Origin of the sequence: Comamonas sp. Z1, assembly GCF_008121555.1 — a bacterium.
In the GTDB taxonomy this organism is placed as follows: Bacteria; Pseudomonadota; Gammaproteobacteria; order Burkholderiales; family Burkholderiaceae_C; genus Comamonas; species Comamonas thiooxydans.
The window spans coordinates 437,587-453,768 of record NZ_VOQT01000002.1 but is presented as its reverse complement, the minus strand read 5'-3'; the positions used below and the strand labels follow the sequence as shown (position 1 = coordinate 453,768).

Annotated in this window: 15 protein-coding genes; 12 read left to right on the top strand and 3 right to left on the bottom strand. The window is 61.1% G+C overall.

The window, feature by feature from the left end; genetic code table 11:
• The first annotated feature begins 31 nt into the window (after nucleotides 1-31).
• Nucleotides 32-1,243 (top strand): M20 aminoacylase family protein, encoded by a 1,212-nt coding sequence (locus FSY45_RS05470; RefSeq protein WP_046461672.1) that lies wholly within the window; start codon nucleotides 32-34, stop codon nucleotides 1,241-1,243.
• Here FSY45_RS05470 and FSY45_RS05465 read toward each other — a convergent pair.
• Nucleotides 1,230-2,264 carry an AraC family transcriptional regulator gene (locus tag FSY45_RS05465; RefSeq protein WP_003068608.1) on the bottom strand — a complete coding sequence of 345 codons (1,035 nt, stop codon included), beginning with the start codon at nucleotides 2,262-2,264 and terminating at the stop codon, nucleotides 1,230-1,232. The two genes, FSY45_RS05470 and FSY45_RS05465, sit on opposite strands and share 14 nt — an antisense overlap.
• A 157-nt stretch (nucleotides 2,265-2,421) precedes the next feature.
• On the opposite strand from FSY45_RS05465, the gene FSY45_RS05460 reads away from it, so the two are divergent.
• From FSY45_RS05460 to FSY45_RS05435, 6 genes are all read left to right on the top strand, one after another.
• Nucleotides 2,422-3,270 (top strand): TauD/TfdA family dioxygenase, encoded by an 849-nt coding sequence (locus tag FSY45_RS05460; protein WP_012840018.1) that lies wholly within the window; start codon nucleotides 2,422-2,424, stop codon nucleotides 3,268-3,270.
• Nucleotides 3,271-3,384: 114 nt separating this feature from the next.
• A complete protein-coding gene (locus FSY45_RS05455) occupies nucleotides 3,385-4,443 on the top strand; it encodes a 3-keto-5-aminohexanoate cleavage protein (RefSeq protein ID WP_046461673.1) in 1,059 nt (352 codons plus the stop codon).
• A 17-nt stretch (nucleotides 4,444-4,460) separates the two neighbouring features.
• Entirely contained in the window at nucleotides 4,461-5,429 is a 969-nt protein-coding gene (locus FSY45_RS05450; RefSeq protein WP_046461674.1) for a tripartite tricarboxylate transporter substrate binding protein, read from the top strand.
• Between the two features lie 79 nt (nucleotides 5,430-5,508).
• Nucleotides 5,509-6,480 (top strand): quinone oxidoreductase, encoded by a 972-nt coding sequence (locus tag FSY45_RS05445; RefSeq protein ID WP_046461675.1) that lies wholly within the window; start codon nucleotides 5,509-5,511, stop codon nucleotides 6,478-6,480.
• Nucleotides 6,481-6,730: 250 nt separating this feature from the next.
• Entirely contained in the window at nucleotides 6,731-7,936 is a 1,206-nt protein-coding gene (locus tag FSY45_RS05440; protein WP_003068617.1) for a porin, read from the top strand.
• Between the two features lie 183 nt (nucleotides 7,937-8,119).
• Nucleotides 8,120-8,374, top strand: a complete 255-nt coding sequence (locus FSY45_RS05435) for an acyl-CoA-binding protein (protein ID WP_003050754.1) — start codon at nucleotides 8,120-8,122, stop codon at nucleotides 8,372-8,374.
• Nucleotides 8,375-8,561: 187 nt separating this feature from the next.
• Here FSY45_RS05435 and FSY45_RS05430 read toward each other — a convergent pair whose 3' ends face one another.
• Nucleotides 8,562-9,560 carry an isopenicillin N synthase family oxygenase gene (locus FSY45_RS05430; protein ID WP_148747956.1) on the bottom strand — a complete coding sequence of 333 codons (999 nt, stop codon included), beginning with the start codon at nucleotides 9,558-9,560 and terminating at the stop codon, nucleotides 8,562-8,564.
• Between the two features lie 471 nt (nucleotides 9,561-10,031).
• Between FSY45_RS05430 and FSY45_RS05425 the strand changes: the two genes are divergently transcribed.
• The 5 genes from FSY45_RS05425 to FSY45_RS05405 are packed head-to-tail and all read left to right on the top strand — an operon-like array spanning nucleotide 10,032 to nucleotide 14,329.
• On the top strand, nucleotides 10,032-11,048 hold the full coding sequence (locus FSY45_RS05425) for an ABC transporter substrate-binding protein (RefSeq protein WP_046461677.1): 1,017 nt from the start codon (nucleotides 10,032-10,034) through the stop codon (nucleotides 11,046-11,048).
• A gap of 13 nt (nucleotides 11,049-11,061) precedes the next feature.
• Entirely contained in the window at nucleotides 11,062-11,562 is a 501-nt protein-coding gene (locus FSY45_RS05420; RefSeq protein ID WP_046461678.1) for a nucleoside deaminase, read from the top strand.
• A gap of 53 nt (nucleotides 11,563-11,615) precedes the next feature.
• Nucleotides 11,616-12,644 (top strand): ABC transporter substrate-binding protein, encoded by a 1,029-nt coding sequence (locus FSY45_RS05415; protein WP_046461679.1) that lies wholly within the window; start codon nucleotides 11,616-11,618, stop codon nucleotides 12,642-12,644.
• A gap of 57 nt (nucleotides 12,645-12,701) precedes the next feature.
• Complete coding sequence (locus FSY45_RS05410; RefSeq protein ID WP_046461680.1) at nucleotides 12,702-13,550, top strand: ABC transporter ATP-binding protein; 849 nt, start codon at nucleotides 12,702-12,704, stop codon at nucleotides 13,548-13,550.
• A gap of 8 nt (nucleotides 13,551-13,558) precedes the next feature.
• Nucleotides 13,559-14,329 (top strand): ABC transporter permease, encoded by a 771-nt coding sequence (locus FSY45_RS05405; RefSeq protein WP_003068629.1) that lies wholly within the window; start codon nucleotides 13,559-13,561, stop codon nucleotides 14,327-14,329.
• Nucleotides 14,330-14,405: 76 nt separating this feature from the next.
• On the opposite strand, the gene FSY45_RS05400 is transcribed toward FSY45_RS05405, so the two are convergent.
• The gene (locus FSY45_RS05400; protein ID WP_223305689.1) at nucleotides 14,406-16,091 is read right to left on the bottom strand and encodes a phosphoethanolamine transferase; all 1,686 of its coding nucleotides are present in this window, start codon (nucleotides 16,089-16,091) and stop codon (nucleotides 14,406-14,408) included.
• Between the last annotated feature and the right edge of the window lie 91 nt (nucleotides 16,092-16,182).

The window sequence follows — 16,182 nt, the reverse complement described above, 5'->3', positions numbered from 1 at the left end:
TTTGCCATTGATGACCCCAAGGAGAGAGCGCATGGCCCTGCTGCCCGAACTTCAAGCAAGCGCCCCTGACATTGCCGCGCTGCGTCGCGATATCCACGCCCACCCCGAGCTGTGTTTCGAGGAAATACGGACCTCGGATCTGGTCGCGGCGAAGCTGGAGCAATGGGGCATAGCGATCCATCGCGGTCTGGGTAAGACCGGTGTGGTGGGCGTCATCCATGGCCGCGACGGCGGCAGCAGCGGCCGAGCCATCGGCCTGCGCGCCGATATGGATGCCCTGCCCATGCAGGAGTTCAACACCTTTGACCATGCCAGCCGCCATGCGGGCAAGATGCATGCCTGCGGTCACGACGGTCACACGGCCATGTTGCTGGCGGCGGCGCAATATCTGGCCGCACATCGCGACAGCTTCGAGGGCACGGTCTACACCATCTTCCAGCCTGCCGAGGAAGGCGGTGGCGGTGCCCGCGAGATGGTCAACGACGGACTGTTCGAGCAGTTCCCCATGCAGGCTGTGTTTGGCATGCACAACTGGCCGGGCATGAAGGCCGGTACCATGGCCGTGGGTGCGGGGCCCGCCATGGCATCCAGCAACGAATTCAGGATCGTGGTACGCGGCAAGGGCGGCCACGCGGCCATGCCGCATATGGTGGTGGACCCGGTACCCGTGGCGGCCCAGCTCATCATGGCTTTCCAGACCATCGTCAGCCGTAACGTCAAGCCCATTGAGGCGGGCGTGGTGTCGGTCACCATGGTCCATGCCGGCGAGGCTACCAACGTCGTGCCGGACAGCGTGGAGCTGCAGGGCACGGTGCGTACCTTTACGCTGGAGGTGCTGGACCTCATCGAGCAGCGCATGCAGCAGATCAGCGAGGCCGTCTGTGCGGCGCATGGCACGCAATGCTTGTTCGAGTTCGTGCGCAACTACCCGCCAACCATCAACACGGCCCCCGAGGCCGAATTTGCCCAGGCCGTGATGCGCGAGATTCTGGGCGATGCCGGTGTGGTGCCGCAAGAGCCATCCATGGGGGCCGAGGACTTTGCCTTCATGCTGCTGGAAAAGCCCGGTGCCTACTGCTTTATCGCCAACGGCGATGGTGATCATCGCGCCCTCGGGCATGGCGGTGGCCCCTGTACCTTGCACAACCCCAGCTACGACTTCAACGATGCGCTGATTCCGCTGGGAGCGACCTTCTGGGTCAAGCTGGCCCAGCGCTGGCTGGACCAGCCTACGCGCGGCTGAAGGCTTGGCCCCGCCGCTGCGGGCTGGGTGGAAGATTTCTTTCACGCCAGACCTCGGGCGGGCAGCCAAAGAGCGTGCTGAACCAGCGTGTGAAGGCACTGTGGCTGTTGTAGCCCAGCATGGAGGCGATCTGGCCCACAGGGTAGTCAGGGTTGCGCACATAGCGCTGGGCAAGATCCGAGCGAACCTCCTGCAGCAGGTCGGTAAAGCTCAGGCCTTCACCATCAAGCTCGCGCTGCAGGGTCCGTACGCTGCGCCCCAGACCCTGGGCCACGCAGATGCAGGTGGCATTGCCCGAGGGCAACATGAGATAGATGGCCTTGCGCACCTGCTGGCCGATGGAGGCCTGACGGCCCTGCTGCGTGGTGTCCACCATGGTCTTGGCATAGCGCACCAGAACCGGGTCGGCCAAGGGGTTGGGTGCATCCAGGTCCTCGGTACGAAACACAATGCCGTTGAAGTCCGCATCAAACTCCACGCGGCAACGAAACATCTGCTTGTGCAGGCCGGTGTCGCCGGGCGCGGGGTGGCTGAAGCAGACCCGCAGCGGGCGCCATTGCTCATGCAGCAGCAGGTTGCAGGTACGAAACAGCACGCCGATTGCCAGTTCCATGGATTGCGGCAATGCATCCGGCAGGGTGAACTCTTCGCGCAGCACCACGACGCCATTGGCGTCGTCCATATGAATCACCAGCGACTCATTGAGCATGTGCACATGCTCGATCAGCGTGCTCAGCACCTTGCGCAAGGTGGGCTGGTGCAGCAACAAAAGGCTGACGACACCGAAGTTTGAAACCTGCCGTGATTGCGCCATGCGCAGCCCGAAGTTTTCGCAACCCGTGATGCTTGCAGCTTCTTCCAGCAGGCGTCCGGCCGTCAATGCATCGATCAGCTGATCCTGCTCGCGCACCACGGCTGGACGCAGGCCGGCACGACGCAATGCCGCATCAGGGTCTCCTCCCAGTTCGCTGAAGAGTTCTGAGAAATTCGTCAGAGATGCCGCGCGCACAAAAGTGACCATGACTGCTCCACGCAAAAATTCGGAGAAATTCTGGCATGAGATGCATAGCGTGCGGCATGAAATGCACAACCTATGTGACACAGGTTTTCTACAGTGGACTTACCGGGCGGCAGAGACTAGCAACAAGCCTGGGTTCAAAAAAGTGTAGGAGACAGTGATGCAGATAAACCCTCTGACCTGTGCCATAGGCGCGGAGTTGGTCGATGTGCAACTGGCGGATGCGCTGCGCGATGATGGGCTTTTCGCAGAGATCAAGACGGCCTTGCTCAAGCACAAGGTGCTGTTCTTGCGCCGCCAGAGTATCAGTCGCGCCGAGCATGTCGGTTTTGCCCGGCGTTTTGGCGAGCTGGAGGACCACCCGGTGGTCGGCAGCGACCCCGAGCATCCCGGCCTGGTGCAGATCTACAAGACGCCGGACAAGCCGCTGGACCGGTATGAAAACTCCTGGCATTGCGATGCCACCTGGCGCGAGGTGCCGCCCATGGGCTGCGTGCTGCGCTGCGTCGAATGTCCGCCGGTCGGCGGCGACACCATGTGGGCCAATATGGCGCTGGCTTACGAGATGCTTCCATCGCATATCAAGGACGTGATAGCCCCGCTGCGGGCACGCCACAGCATTGAGTGCACCTTTGGCGCCGCCATGCCTGCGCAGAAGCGTCTGGCCCTCAAGGCGCAGTTTCCGGATGCGGAGCACCCGGTGGTTCGTACACATCCGGAAACCGGTGAAAAAGTGCTGTTTGTCAGCGGCTTCACCACTCATTTCACGAACTTCCACACGCCCGCCAATGTGCGTGTGGGCCAGGACTTCACCCAGGGCTCATCCAGTCTGCTGCAGTTCTTGATCAGCCAGGCCGCGATCCCCGAGTACCAGGTCCGCTGGCGCTGGGAGCCCGGCAGCATCGCCATCTGGGACAACCGCGCGACACAGCATTACGCGGTGATGGACTACCCGCCCAGCCATCGAAAGATGGAGCGCGCCGGAATCATTGGCACACCGACTTTTTGAGCATCGGAAAACGCCCGTGACAAGGCGCAGAACCTGGCCGGGCGGTGCGAAGCACAGTTGTACGCAAGGCTCTGAGTGCGGGCATGGCATTCATATAACAACGGAGACATCATCATGAATTTCCTCGACGGTCACCTGGTTGCCGAAAATCAGCAGCCTCTCATCATCACTGCAGCTCCTTATGCACCTTCGTGGCTGCCGGAGGACTTCCCTGGCGAAATTCCCGTCACTATGGAGGAGCAGATTCAAAAAGCCGTGGACTGCTACAACGCCGGCGCCCAGGTGCTGCACTTGCATGTACGCGAGCTCGACGGCCGCGGCAGCAAGCGGCTTTCCAAGTTCAACGAGCTGATTGCCGGCGTGCGTACCCGTGTCCCGGACATGATCATCCAGGTAGGTGGGTCGATCAGCTTTGCACCCGAAACCGATGGCGCGGCCGCCAAATGGCTGTCTGACGATACCCGCCACATGCTGGCCGAGCTGGACCCCAAGCCCGATCAGGTGACGGTGACCATCAATACCTCGCAGATGAACATTCTGGAGCAGTTCGATGCGCGGGATATCGAGGGCACTTCGATGGAGGACCCTGCGGTGTTCAATGCCTACAAGGAAATGACCGTGCCAGCGCAGCCGGGCTGGGCCGAAGAACATATACGCCGCCTCAGTGCGGCCGGCATTCAGAGTGCCTTCCAGTGCTACAACATCAACAGCTTCGAGTCGGTTGAGCGGCTGATGCGTCGCGGCATCTACAAAGGTCCGCTGGTGCTGAACTGGGTGGCCATCGGCGGCGGAATGGACCAGCCCAGCGTTTACAGCCTGGCCAATTTTGTGCGCGCCGTGCCCGACGGTGCGGTGCTCACGGTAGAAGCCTCGGTGCTGAACGTGCTGCCCATCAATCTCATGGGCATTGCCATGGGTCTGCATGTGCGCTGCGGCACCGAAGACAATCTGTGGAATCAGACCCGAACCCGAAAAATGGGCACGGTGGAGCAGATCGAGCAGTTGGTGCGCATTGCCAAGGAATGCAGCCGCCCCATCGCCACTCCTGCCCAGGCGCGCGAAATCTGCCAGATCGGCGTGTTCTACGACACGGTGGAGGAAAGCCTGGCAAGGAACGGCTTTGCTCCGAATCGCAACGGTGCTCAGCAGGGTTTTCTGCGCAAAGTCGCCTGAGGTCAAAGGAGCGCACGATGCAACGCATTCCAGTCCTGCTGTCCATTGCGCTGGCTGCAGCTTTGCCAACTGGCAGCGCCTTCGCTTTCACCGACAAGCCCGTCAAGCTCATTGTTCCGGCCCCGCCCGGCGGCACGATCGATGTGTTTGCTCGCATCATCAGCGATCAGCTGGCGCATGAGCTCAAACAGCCTGTGATTGTGGAAAACCGCCCCGGTGCCGGCGGTGCCATGGCGGTGAAATACATGCTGTCCCAGCCCTCAGACGGCAATACCCTGCTGGTGACGGTGACCAATATCCTGACCGAGGTTCCGCATGTGCTCAAGGGGGGCTTTGATGCCATGAAGGATGTCAGACCCGTCTCGCAGATGGCACGCTCCGTCATGGTCTTCATTGCTTCGCCTCAGTTCCCGGCCAAGGATGCCAAGGAGGCTATTGCCTATATCAAGGCCCATCCGGGTCAGCTGTCCTTTGCCTCCTACAGCCAGGGGACGGCATCGCAGTACGCAGGGGCAATCCTGAATCAGAAGGCGGGGCTGGACATGCAACATGTCCCGTTCCCTGGCTCGGCACCGGCGCTGGCACAGATCATGGGCAATCAGATCCCGCTGATGTTCGACGGCTCCGTGACCACCAAACCGCTGGTTCCCAGCGGCAAGGTCAAGCTGCTGGCCGTTGCTTACAAGAGCCGACTGCCCGATTTTCCCAATGTGCCGACGATGGCAGAGCTCGGTTATCCGGAGCTTGATTTCAGCAACTGGGCGGGTGTGTTTGCTTCGGCAAAGACGCCGCAGCCGTTGCTGGAGAAGATCAATGCCACGCTGCAGAAGGTCAATGCCAGCCAGGCGGTGCAGGCACGTTATTTGTCCACCGGCTTCGAACCCATCAAGCAGGAGCGCACTCTGGAGCAGCTGTCTACCGATCTGCAGGCCGAATACCAACGCAATGGCGAGATCGTCAGGAATTTCGGCATCAAGCTGAACTGAGTCGGCTCGTCAATCGGTCCGGGCATGTCTGCGACTGAGGATGCCCGGACTTGCACCTCAATAGATACAGGAGCATTTCATGACTCAGGCCATTCGCTTTTACGAGACTGGCGGTCCAGAAGTCCTGCGACTGGAAAACGTTGCCGTGGGAGACCCCGGCCCAGGCCAGGCGCGCGTGCGGCACAGCTATATCGCGCTCAACTTCATCGATGTGTACTTCCGCTCCGGGCGTTATCCGTTGGCCTTGCCCAACGGGCTGGGCTCGGATGCCGTCGGTGTGGTCGAGGCCGTCGGAACGGGTGTGACGGATATCCGGGTGGGTGACCGCGTCGGCTATCTGACCGGCCCGCAAGGCGCTTATGCACAGGCGCGTGTGATGCCTGCAGAAGTGCTGATTCCGTTGCCCGACGAAATTTCAGACCGTACTGCAGCCACACTCATGATGAAAGGCATGACGGCCCAGTATCTGTTCCGGCAGGTCTATCCGCTGCAGGGCGGTGAAACCATTCTCTATCACGCTGCTGCCGGAGGCGTAGGCCTGATTGCCTGTCAGTGGGCTCGCGCCATGGGGGTCAACATGATTGGTACGGTCAGCACGGATGAGAAGGCCGAGCTGGCCAGGGCGAACGGATGCGCGCACACCATCGTGACTTCGCGTGAAAACATCGTCGAGCGAGTGAAGGAAATCACGGCAGGCAAGGGCGTTCCCGTGGTTTACGACTCGGTAGGCAAGGACACACTGATGGACTCGCTCGATTGCCTGCAGCCGCGTGGCTCGCTGGTCAGCAACGGAACCTCTTCCGGCTCCGTGGTGGTGGACTCATCGCTGCTGGCCGCCAAAGGCTCGATCTGGATGACCAGGCCGGCCATGATGCATTACATCCAGCCCCGTTCACATATGCTGGAGATGGCTGCAGAGCTGTTCGAGCACGTGCTGGCGGGGCGCATCGTGAGCGAGCCTCAGCAGGAGTTTGCCCTGGCCGAGGCGGCACAAGCCCATCGCGCATTGGAAGCGCGCAAGACTGTGGGGGCCACGGTACTTGTGCCATGAGCTGCTGGGCGCAAATATTGGGCGGGTAAAACCATTGCGAAAATCCGTGCCGGTGCCTTTCCCAAGGCGCCGGCTTTTTTCTGTCTGACATTGGCCATGCGGCAGGGCGACATTCCTAGGGATTTCACCTTGGGATCATGGCACCAAATAAGCAATGAATGGCATCAACTGCACAAGAGCTGCAGCCTTCCTTTTCTAGAGTGATTTCGCGGATCAATACCGCGAATTCATAACGAAAAGGAGACATGAAATGCCACGTATTTCACGCTATATCTGGAGTCTTTTTGCCTTGTCCGCCAGCAGCCTGGCCAGCGCTCAGTCATCCGTGACGCTGTTCGGTGTCATGGATGCGGGCGTCAGCCGCTACATGGTGCGCAGCAATTCCTGGGATGGCTCCGGCCGCACGGCCAGCCAAGGTATATGGGCGCTGTCACCCTCGGGTAATCTGGCCAGCCGTCTGGGTGTTCGTGCCGTTGAAGATCTGGGTGCTGGAATGTCTGCCAGCATGTGGCTGGAAGCGCCAGTGACCAACGACACGGGCGGCGGCGCGCTGAACTTTGGGCGACGCTCCACCGTCAGCCTGGCGGGCAATTGGGGCGAGCTGCGCCTTGGGCGTGATCACACACCGTCGTTTCTGAATGACTGGGCCTTTGATCCCTATTCCGTCAACGGCGTGGGCGTCAATTTGCTGGCGGTGGTCAGCAGCAACCTGGCCATCAACCGTGCGCTGAGTACGCAGACCAGCGGTACGCTGCCCGAACGCTTGCTGGGAAACGGTTTGTCGGCAGGCACGGACAATTATCTGCGCGCCAACAACTCCATCGGCTACCACCTGCCTACAGGGCTGGGCGGAATTTATGGTCAGCTGATGTATGCCTTCCCGGAAAATGATGCCAGGCGCGGCCGCTATGCCGGTGGGCGCATTGGCTGGGCCAGCGGCCCCACCGATATTGCGCTGGGCTATGGCGAAAGCATGCTGGGCACTTTCAACGGCCGCAAGGAAACCATCAAGTCCTTGAACCTGGGAGGTTCGTACAACTTCGGTCCGGTCCGTGTGTTGGGCGAGTGGTCGCAGGTGCGCAATGCGCGCAGCGATGTGCGGGCCACAGACCGCTATGACGGGCTTCTGGCTGGTGTGCAAATCCCTGTCGGACTGCATCAGCTCAGGGCGTCGGTGGCCAGGGTGCAATTCAAAAATGGGCAGGGAGCCGGCGACGCATCGGTGAACAAGCTGGCCTTGGGTTATGTGCATAACCTCTCCAAACGCACGGCGCTCTACACCACGGTGTCGCGCATCAGCGTGAGCAATGGACACAACAATCCTGCGGTGATGGGTGTGACGCCGCTGGCCGTCAGCAGCCCGGTCATCATGCCGCAACCGGCCTACAGCAACAGCCCCGGCATGCAGCCACGCAGCGCATTGGGCTTTGATGCGGGTCTGCGCATGATGTTCTGAAGGCAGTCCGTTGCTGCTGCCGCGAGGCGAATCACGAAGAGGCGGATTTGAGGGAGTGCGTGCCGCAAAGGGCTGCTTGCTTGCCGGCGTTGCAGTACTTTGTGAAATAAAAAGAACGGTCGTTCTAATTTCCCGGATTTTTGGCTACACTGGCCTCGACTATTAAAGCCCAGGAGACCTTTCATGTCCGATCTGAACGCCCGGTTTGAAGAGACCGTCAAGAATTCCACCTCGCTTGGCGAGCGTCCCGACAACGCCACCTTGCTCAAGATTTATGCCTTGTACAAGCAGGCGACCGAGGGTGACAACGAAGCCAAGAAGCCCAGCTTCACCGACATGGTGGCCCGCGCCAAGTGGGATGCCTGGGCCAAGCTGGAAGGCACAACGCCGGATGAGGCCAAGCAGCAGTACATCGATCTCATCGAGTCGCTGCGCTGATCCGCGCCACCCCTGATCGCCGACAAGGCCCCGGGCTCCGGGGCTTTGTCGTTTCAATTCGGACCACATCACGCTGCACCAGAGACGGGGGGCTGGAAACTGGCGCCCCCCAGCCAGGGACACCGAGGAAGGGCCGCCCCGAAGGTGTCGTCCCCTTGGAGGAAGCGGCAGGGCTGCTCAGGGGGTGTCAGTACCTGTTCGAGAAATTGGCGCTGATGCGCTGACGCAAATATTCCGCCCCTGTGATGGGCGGATATTTTTGGGCCGGCCCTTCTATCACCGCATCCTCATTGGCCTGGCAGAAGAAGGCCAGGCTATAGCGGGCCCCCTGGTACTCATGGGGCTGAGGGTTGCGCACGCGGTGGAAGTTGCTGGGCAGCTGGTCGTCGCTCCAGCGCATCAGCATGTCGCCGATATTGCAGGTGATGACGCCATCCACGGGCTTCACGGGCGTCCATTGCTGGGTCTCGGCCTCCTTGCCGGGCATCACCTGTAGCCCACCCTGGCCGGCACGCTGGAACAACAGCGTCAGGCAGTCGAAGTCCGTATGTGCGCCTGCACGCCACAGGCCGATTTCGTCCTTGAGCGCCGGGTCCACTGCAAAGTAATGCAGCATGCGCAGCGTGCTCTGGTAGCTGGGCACGGCGGGGTCATGTGCGCGGGTGAAGAATTCATCGTCAAAGCCCATCTTGTAGGCAAAGCAGGACAGCAGCTGCATGCCAACCTGCCAGCATTGATGCTCAAAAGCCAGCGTGGCCTGCTTGAAGCCGGGCAACTCCTGCTCGCTGGGCCACAAGCCTTGCATGCGCGGGCGTGTGACCTGATAGGACTCTTTCTGGTCGGGAGTGCGTGTGGAAGGGCGAATCTGCGCCTTGTGCTCCCAGCCTGCATTGCGCGATAGCGGCCATTGCGACTTGGTTTCGGGCGGCAAGGCGAATAGCTGCTCGGCTCTACCGAACGCGGCGTCGATATCGGCCTGGGCAATGTCGTGGCCGGAAACCTGGAAGAAGCCGATTTCTATCGAAGCGCTCCAGATCTGCTCGGCAATCTCCTGCTTGCGCTGCTCGAAGTCGCTGATGTCTATGACGCGAACTTCGCGCGCCGAGGTTTCTGCGCCTTGCCCGCCCATGCGGGCTTCCTTGTCCAGTTCGCCAAGGCTGTAAGAGTGGCTGGTCATGGTCTGCATAAGAATTTCTCTTGCGATGACTTCAGACACCAGCTTTGCCAGTGAGGCTTGGTGCGGGCATCTGAAGTGTGGATACCAGGCGCGGCTGTGTGCCGCACCCACTTCAAGAGCAATGACCCGCGAAGCTGCTGACCGGAGGAAGGTCAGAGCACCGTGCTGAACGCTTCTACTCTTGATTTGAGTGCAGCAAACAGCGTGCCAGCCATTTACCAGGGCGCTGACACTCTTGGTTTTGGTGCATGGCTTCAATCTGGTGCATTGCCATGCATGAATCCATGCATCCATCTCTTTTGCATGCACTTTGTTGATACCTGGCGAGGCGCAACCCAAAGCAGGCACGCCAATTGCTAGAAGGTTGAACGAGTAGAAGCGTTCAGCCTGCATCCGCGTGCAGTGCCCGGAAATTGCTCAAGTCCTGTCAGCAGCGGCAGCTGCTGGCGTTCCTGTCGCCAGAGACCTGAGAGTTCCACCATGCTACGTCGCCAATTTCTTGCCGCCCTGCCTCTTTGCGGCGCACCCTGGGTTCATGCCCAGGGCAAGTCGCTGACTCCGCTGAAATTCACGCTGGATTTCCGCGTCAACGGCCAGACGGCGCCGTTCTTTCTGGCCCAGCAAAACGGCTACTACCGCGATGAGGGGCTGGATGTGAGTCTGGACGTAGGGTCGGGCTCGGTGGCTTCGATTACACGTATCGCCAGTGGTGCCTACCAGCTCGGACTGGGCGATATCAGTTCGCTGATCGAGTTCAATGCACAGAACGCCGGCACACCTCGCGTGCAGGCCGTCTACCAGTACTACAACCGCGCGCCCTTTGTGATCATCGGGCGCAAGGACAGAGGCATCACTTCGGACTTCGCAAGTCTCAAGGGCAAGAAGGTGGCTGCAGCGGCAGTGGAGTCCACGCGCCGAGCCTGGCCCATGGTGGCGCGGCGCAAGAATCTGCCCGCCGATCTGTTTGCCTGGTCGACGACGGAGTTCTCGGCACGCGACAACGTCATGGTGCGTGGCGATGTGGATGCCGCCACCTATTTCCATGACTCGGCGGTGTCGCTCTTTGCGCGCCTCAAGCCCGAGGAGCTTTCCATACTGCGCTACAGCGATGCAGGCGTTCATCTGTATGGCAATGCGATTCTCGCGTCCAGCCAGTTGATCGCCGAGAAGCCGCAGGTCGTGGCCGCCTTCCTGCGCGCCACCAACCGTGCGATTGTGGAATGCCTTGCCAACCCCGCAGCAGGCATTGCCGCCGTGCGCCAGCGCGAGTCGATTCTCGATGAGAAGCTGGAGCTGGAGCGCTGGTCCATCACCGCACAGTATGTGGCAGCGGCAGACACGAAAAGCCATGGACTGGGCGACTTCAGCAAGCGTTTGATGGAGCAGCAGCTGGACAGCGTGGTGCAGACCTTTGCGCTCAAGACCACGCCATCTGCCGACGCACTGTTCAACAGCAGCATGTTGCCCGCCAGGTCGGCGCGCATGCTCAAGGCCTGAGGAGGAAGCCTCCATGTCCCTGCCTCAAGCCCAGACCTTGAGCGACAGCGATGGCCGCTATCTGCGTGAAGCCATTGCGCTTGCCGATACGGCGCGCGAGCGCGGCAACCGGCCGTTTGGAGCGCTGATCGTGGCGGCCGACGGACGCGTGCTGGCCCGGGCCAGCAATGCCAACGGCGAGAGCGGCGATTGCACGGCCCATGCCGAGCTGTCCGCCATCCGCCTGGCCAGCCCCCTGCATTCCCGCGATGAGCTGGCCGTCGCCACGCTGTACTCGTCTGCCGAGCCTTGCGTGATGTGTGCCGGCGCGATCTTCTGGTCCGCCATCGGCCGCGTGGTCTATGGCATCGATGCCGAGCGGCTGCGCGTGTTCCGTGGCGAGCGGCTCGATCAGAAGGATGCCGAGCTGTCCTGCCGCGATGTGTTTCAGACCGCTTCGCACACCATCGAATGTATCGGGCCGGCCTTGATCGAAGAGGCCAGCAGTTCACACCAGGGCGCCTGGAAAGTCTGAGCCCCGGCACGCATTCAACCGCAATTCGTTGACATAGAGAGAGGGAAGCCACCATGCAAACCAAGCGCCTGTTCCTGCAATCCGTTCTGGCCCTGGGCAGCTTTGCCAGCGCCACGGCAGCCTTTGCCGCAACGCCCATAAAATTCCAGCTCGACTGGCGTTTTGAAGGGCCTGCGGCGCTGTTTCTGCAGCCAGTCGCCAAGGGCTATTTCCAGGCCGCAGGGCTCAATGTGACGGTGGATGCCGGCAGCGGCTCGGGCGGCGCCATCCAGCGCGTGGCATCGGGCTCCTACGACATGGGCTTTGCCGATCTGGCCGCGCTCATGGAGTTTCATGCCAACAACCCCGAAGTCAAGGACAAGCCCGTGGCCGTGATGATGGTCTACAACAACACGCCGGCCTCGGTCATGGCGCTCAAGAAGAGCGCCATCGCCAAGCCGGCGGACCTGACGGGCAAGAAGCTGGGAGCGCCGGTCTTTGATGCAGGCCGACGCGGTTTCCCGCTGTTTGCCAAGGCCAACAAGGTCGGCGATGTGCAATGGACCACCATGGATCCGCCGCTGCGCGAGACCATGCTGGTGCGCGGCGATATCGATGCCATCACGGGCTTTACCTTTACTTCGCTGCTGAACCTGGAGGCTCGTGGCGTCAAGGCGGCCGATGTGGCGGTCATGCCGTTTGCCGACAATGGCGTCAAGCTCTATGGCAACGCCATCATCGCCAGCGCCAAGCTGGTGCGCGAGAACCCCGAAGCCGTGCGTGCCTTCCTCAAGGCCTTCAGCAAGGGTGCCAAGGAAGTCATGGCCAACCCCGGCTCCGCCATCGCCTATGTGAAGGAGCGCGACGGCATCGTCAACACCGCTCTGGAAACCCGCCGCCTGCAGCTGGCGATCGACACGGTGATCAACACCGCCGATGCGCGCGGCGAAGGCTTTGGTCAGGTCAGCCCCACACGCATGGCGCTGATGGCGTCCCAGATCTCGGACGTCTATGCGACCAAGACACGCGTGAACCCCGAGACGCTCTGGAACGGCCGCTTCCTGCCGCCCGTCGCGGATCTCGATGTTTTCCCCAAGAAGTAATTGCTCATTGATTGATAGCTGTATGCGCTTTTGTGACAGGCGCTGCAGCCTGTTTTTATGAAATCATCAGATACAGAAGCTGCCCGGCCCTTCGTCGAATTCAAGGACGTCTGGCTGGCCTATAACGAAGAGCTGCTGCAGGCCAACCACTTTGCGGTGGAAGCCATCGATCTCACGGTGCAGCGCGGTGAGTTCATTGCCATCGTCGGTCCTTCGGGCTGCGGCAAGTCCACTTTCATGAAGCTCACCACGGGCCTGAAGATGCCGTCCATGGGCCGCATCACGGTCGATGGCCAGCGCGTGACAGGGCCCCTCAAGATCTCGGGCATGGCGTTCCAGTCGTCCTCGCTGCTGCCCTGGCGTACCACGCTGGACAATGTGCTGCTGCCGCTGGAGATCGTGGAGCCGCACCGCTCGCAGTTCAAGCAAAAGCGCAAGGAATACGAGGCGCGTGCCATAGAGCTGCTGGGCAAGGTGGGTCTGGCAGGCTATGAGCGCAAGTTTCCCTGGCAGCTTTCCGGCGGCATGCAGCAGCGCGCCAGCATCTGCCGCGCCCTGATTCACGAGCCGCAGATGCTGCTGCTCGACGAGCCCTTTGGCGCGCTTGACGCCTTCACGCGCGAAGAGCTGTGGTGCATTTTGCGCGACCTGCAGGCCGAGCAGAAGTTCAATGTGATCTTGGTCACCCATGATCTGCGCGAGAGCGTGTTCCTGGCCGATACCGTCTATGTGATGAGCAAGAGCCCGGGCCGCTTCGTGGTGCGCCGCGACATCGACCTGCCGCGCCCGCGTGATCTGGAGGTCACCTATACCCCCGAGTTCTCGGACATCGTCTACGAGCTGCGCGGCCATATCGGCGCCCTGCGCAAGAGCGGCCCCGAAACCGCTGCCGCCATTCCTCAATAAGGCGCATCATGAAACATCAAAAAACCGCCGAGCGCTGGGCTCCCTGGCTGCTGTTGCTGCTGATCGTCCTGCTCTGGCAGATCATCTGTTCGGGCCTAGGCGTCTCGGAGTTCATCTTCCCCAGCCCCTGGGCCATTGGCCATCAGCTCTATGAGTTTGCGGGCACGATTGCCATGCATGCCTGGCGCACCTACTGGGTGACGATGGCAGGCTTTGCCCTGGCGATCGTGGTGGGCGTGCTGCTGGGCTTTCTGATCGGCTCCTCGCGTCTGGCCTATGCGGCCTTCTACCCGCTGATGACGGCTTTCAACGCCTTGCCCAAGGCAGCGTTCGTGCCGATTTTGGTGGTCTGGTTCGGCATCGGCGCAGGCCCGGCCATTCTCACGGCCTTTCTGATCAGCTTTTTCCCCATCATGGTCAATATCGCCACGGGTCTGGCCACGCTGGAGCCCGAACTGGAGGATGTGCTGCGCGTGCTGGGAGCCAAGCGCTGGGACGTGCTGATCAAGGTCGGCCTGCCGCGCTCCCTGCCGTATTTCTACGGCTCGCTCAAGGTCGCGATCACGCTGGCCTTCGTCGGCACCACGGTCAGCGAGATGACGGCTGCCAACGAGGGTATCGGCTATCTGCTGGTCTCCGCTGGCTCTTCCATGCAGATGGGCCTGGCCTTTGCGGGGCTGATCGTGGTGGGAGCCATGGCCATGGTGATGTACGAGCTGTTCAACCTGCTGGAAAAGCACACCACGGGCTGGGCGCGCCGCGGCTCTCAGGGCGAGTGATACGCAGCTGCTGAAAGCGGAAAAGCCTGCCGGATCGTGCATCCGGCAGGCTTTTTTTGTGCTGCGCAGTCAATGGCTAGCTGGCCGTGCGGCAGCTGGCAAATGCATCCAGAGGCTGCTTGTAGGTTGGAGAAGTGACATCCATCAATCCCATCACCGTATGGAACAGGTTGTCGTGCGAGAGCGGCTGGTCCAGAGTCTTGCTCAGACAGGCCTGATTCAGGCCGGTGCGCGCACCCAGCGTTCCCAGCCAGGCAATCATGGGCACATGTTTTTGATCGTCGGGCGCCATGGCGTAAGGCATGCCGTGCAAATAGACACCGAGCTCGCCCAGCGATTCGCCATGGTCTGACATGTAGAACATGCCGGTTTCAAACTGGTTTTGCTGGGTCTTGAGCCAGTCTATGGTCTGGGCCAGGAAGTGGTCGGTATAGCGAATGGAGTTGTCGTAGACATTGACCACGCTTTGCTGCGAACAGCTGGACAGTGCATTGGTGGCGCACTCGGGCTTGAAAGCCTTGAGGTCTGCAGTGGAGCGCTTGAAGTACTCGGGACCGTGACTACCCATCTGGTGCATGACCAGAACCAGGCCCTTTGCCCGGCGTGCGGGGTCCAGCTTGGCGATTCGCTCGTCCAGGCCGCTGAGCAGCAGAGCATCCAGGCATTCGCCATCCTGGGCGCACAGCGTCTTGCCGGCCGGCGTATTCACGCTGTCGGCGGTATCGGCCATGGGGATACGCTTGCACACGCCTTTGCAGCCTGCCTGGTTGTCCACCCAAAGCACGGCCAGTCCGGCGGCCTGCAGCACGTCGAGCAGGTTGTCATGCTCGACCTTGGAGGCGTAAAAGCCTTCGCGGCCCAGGTTGGAGAACATGCAGGGCACCGATTCGCGGGTGCTGGTGCCGCAGGAGCGGGCATTGCGCCAGCTCAGCACATCGCGCTTGGCCAGCTCGGGGTTGGTATCGCGCTCGTAACCGTTGAGGCTGAAATTCTTTGAGCGTGCAGTCTCGCCCACCACCAGCACCAGCAGCGGCGGTTTCTGGGCTGCGGCATAGCTGGCACCCAGGGCCGCGCCGCCCGTGATGCTGACAAAAGGCCTGGGCTTGTTGAGCAGAGGATCCAGCGCCACCGAGGCTGCGGACAGCACGGGGTTGATCGGGTTGATCATGTAGCGCAGCCAAAGATTGTTGCGCACCACGGGGGCCAGATCGCGGTAGGAAACGGCCAGCGATGCGGCTATCAGGGCAATGCCGCCCAGCAGCAGCAAGGCGGTGCGCAGCATATTGCGCCAGGCGCTGTTGGCGCGTTTGAGCGGGGTTTTCCACAGCCAGATGGCTGGCAGTATGGCGATGATCAACACCTCGGCCAGCAGCTTGATGTTGAACAAGTCCGAGCTTTCGCGCGCATCGGTCTGCAGGATGTTGTGAATCATGCCCTTGTCCATCACGGTGCCGTAGCTGACCATGAAGTACTGGGAACTGGCCGCCACCAGCAGCAGCGCCACCCAGAACGGCTTGGTAAAGCGCGGCCAGGCAAACAAGGAGGTCAGCAGAAGGCTGGCGCCCAGCACCAGCGGCACAACCCGCAGGGCCAGCAGGGCCAGACTGCCGTGATAGCCATCCAGGGAAGGCAGGCGCAGCCACAGGGCCCAGTTCGCCGTCAGTGTCAGCCAGATGGCCAGGGCCAGAGCGATGAACTGAGGCGTGCGAGGTTGAAAAAGCCCCTTGAAAAATGGGGCAGAAACGGAGTCTTGGGTAGCCACGGTGGACGGCAAAAAATAGGTATCGGAGAAGTCTGGCGGGACTTTCTTAAAAACCGCTGAAGCCTCCTACATGGTTAACCCTTGTAAAAAA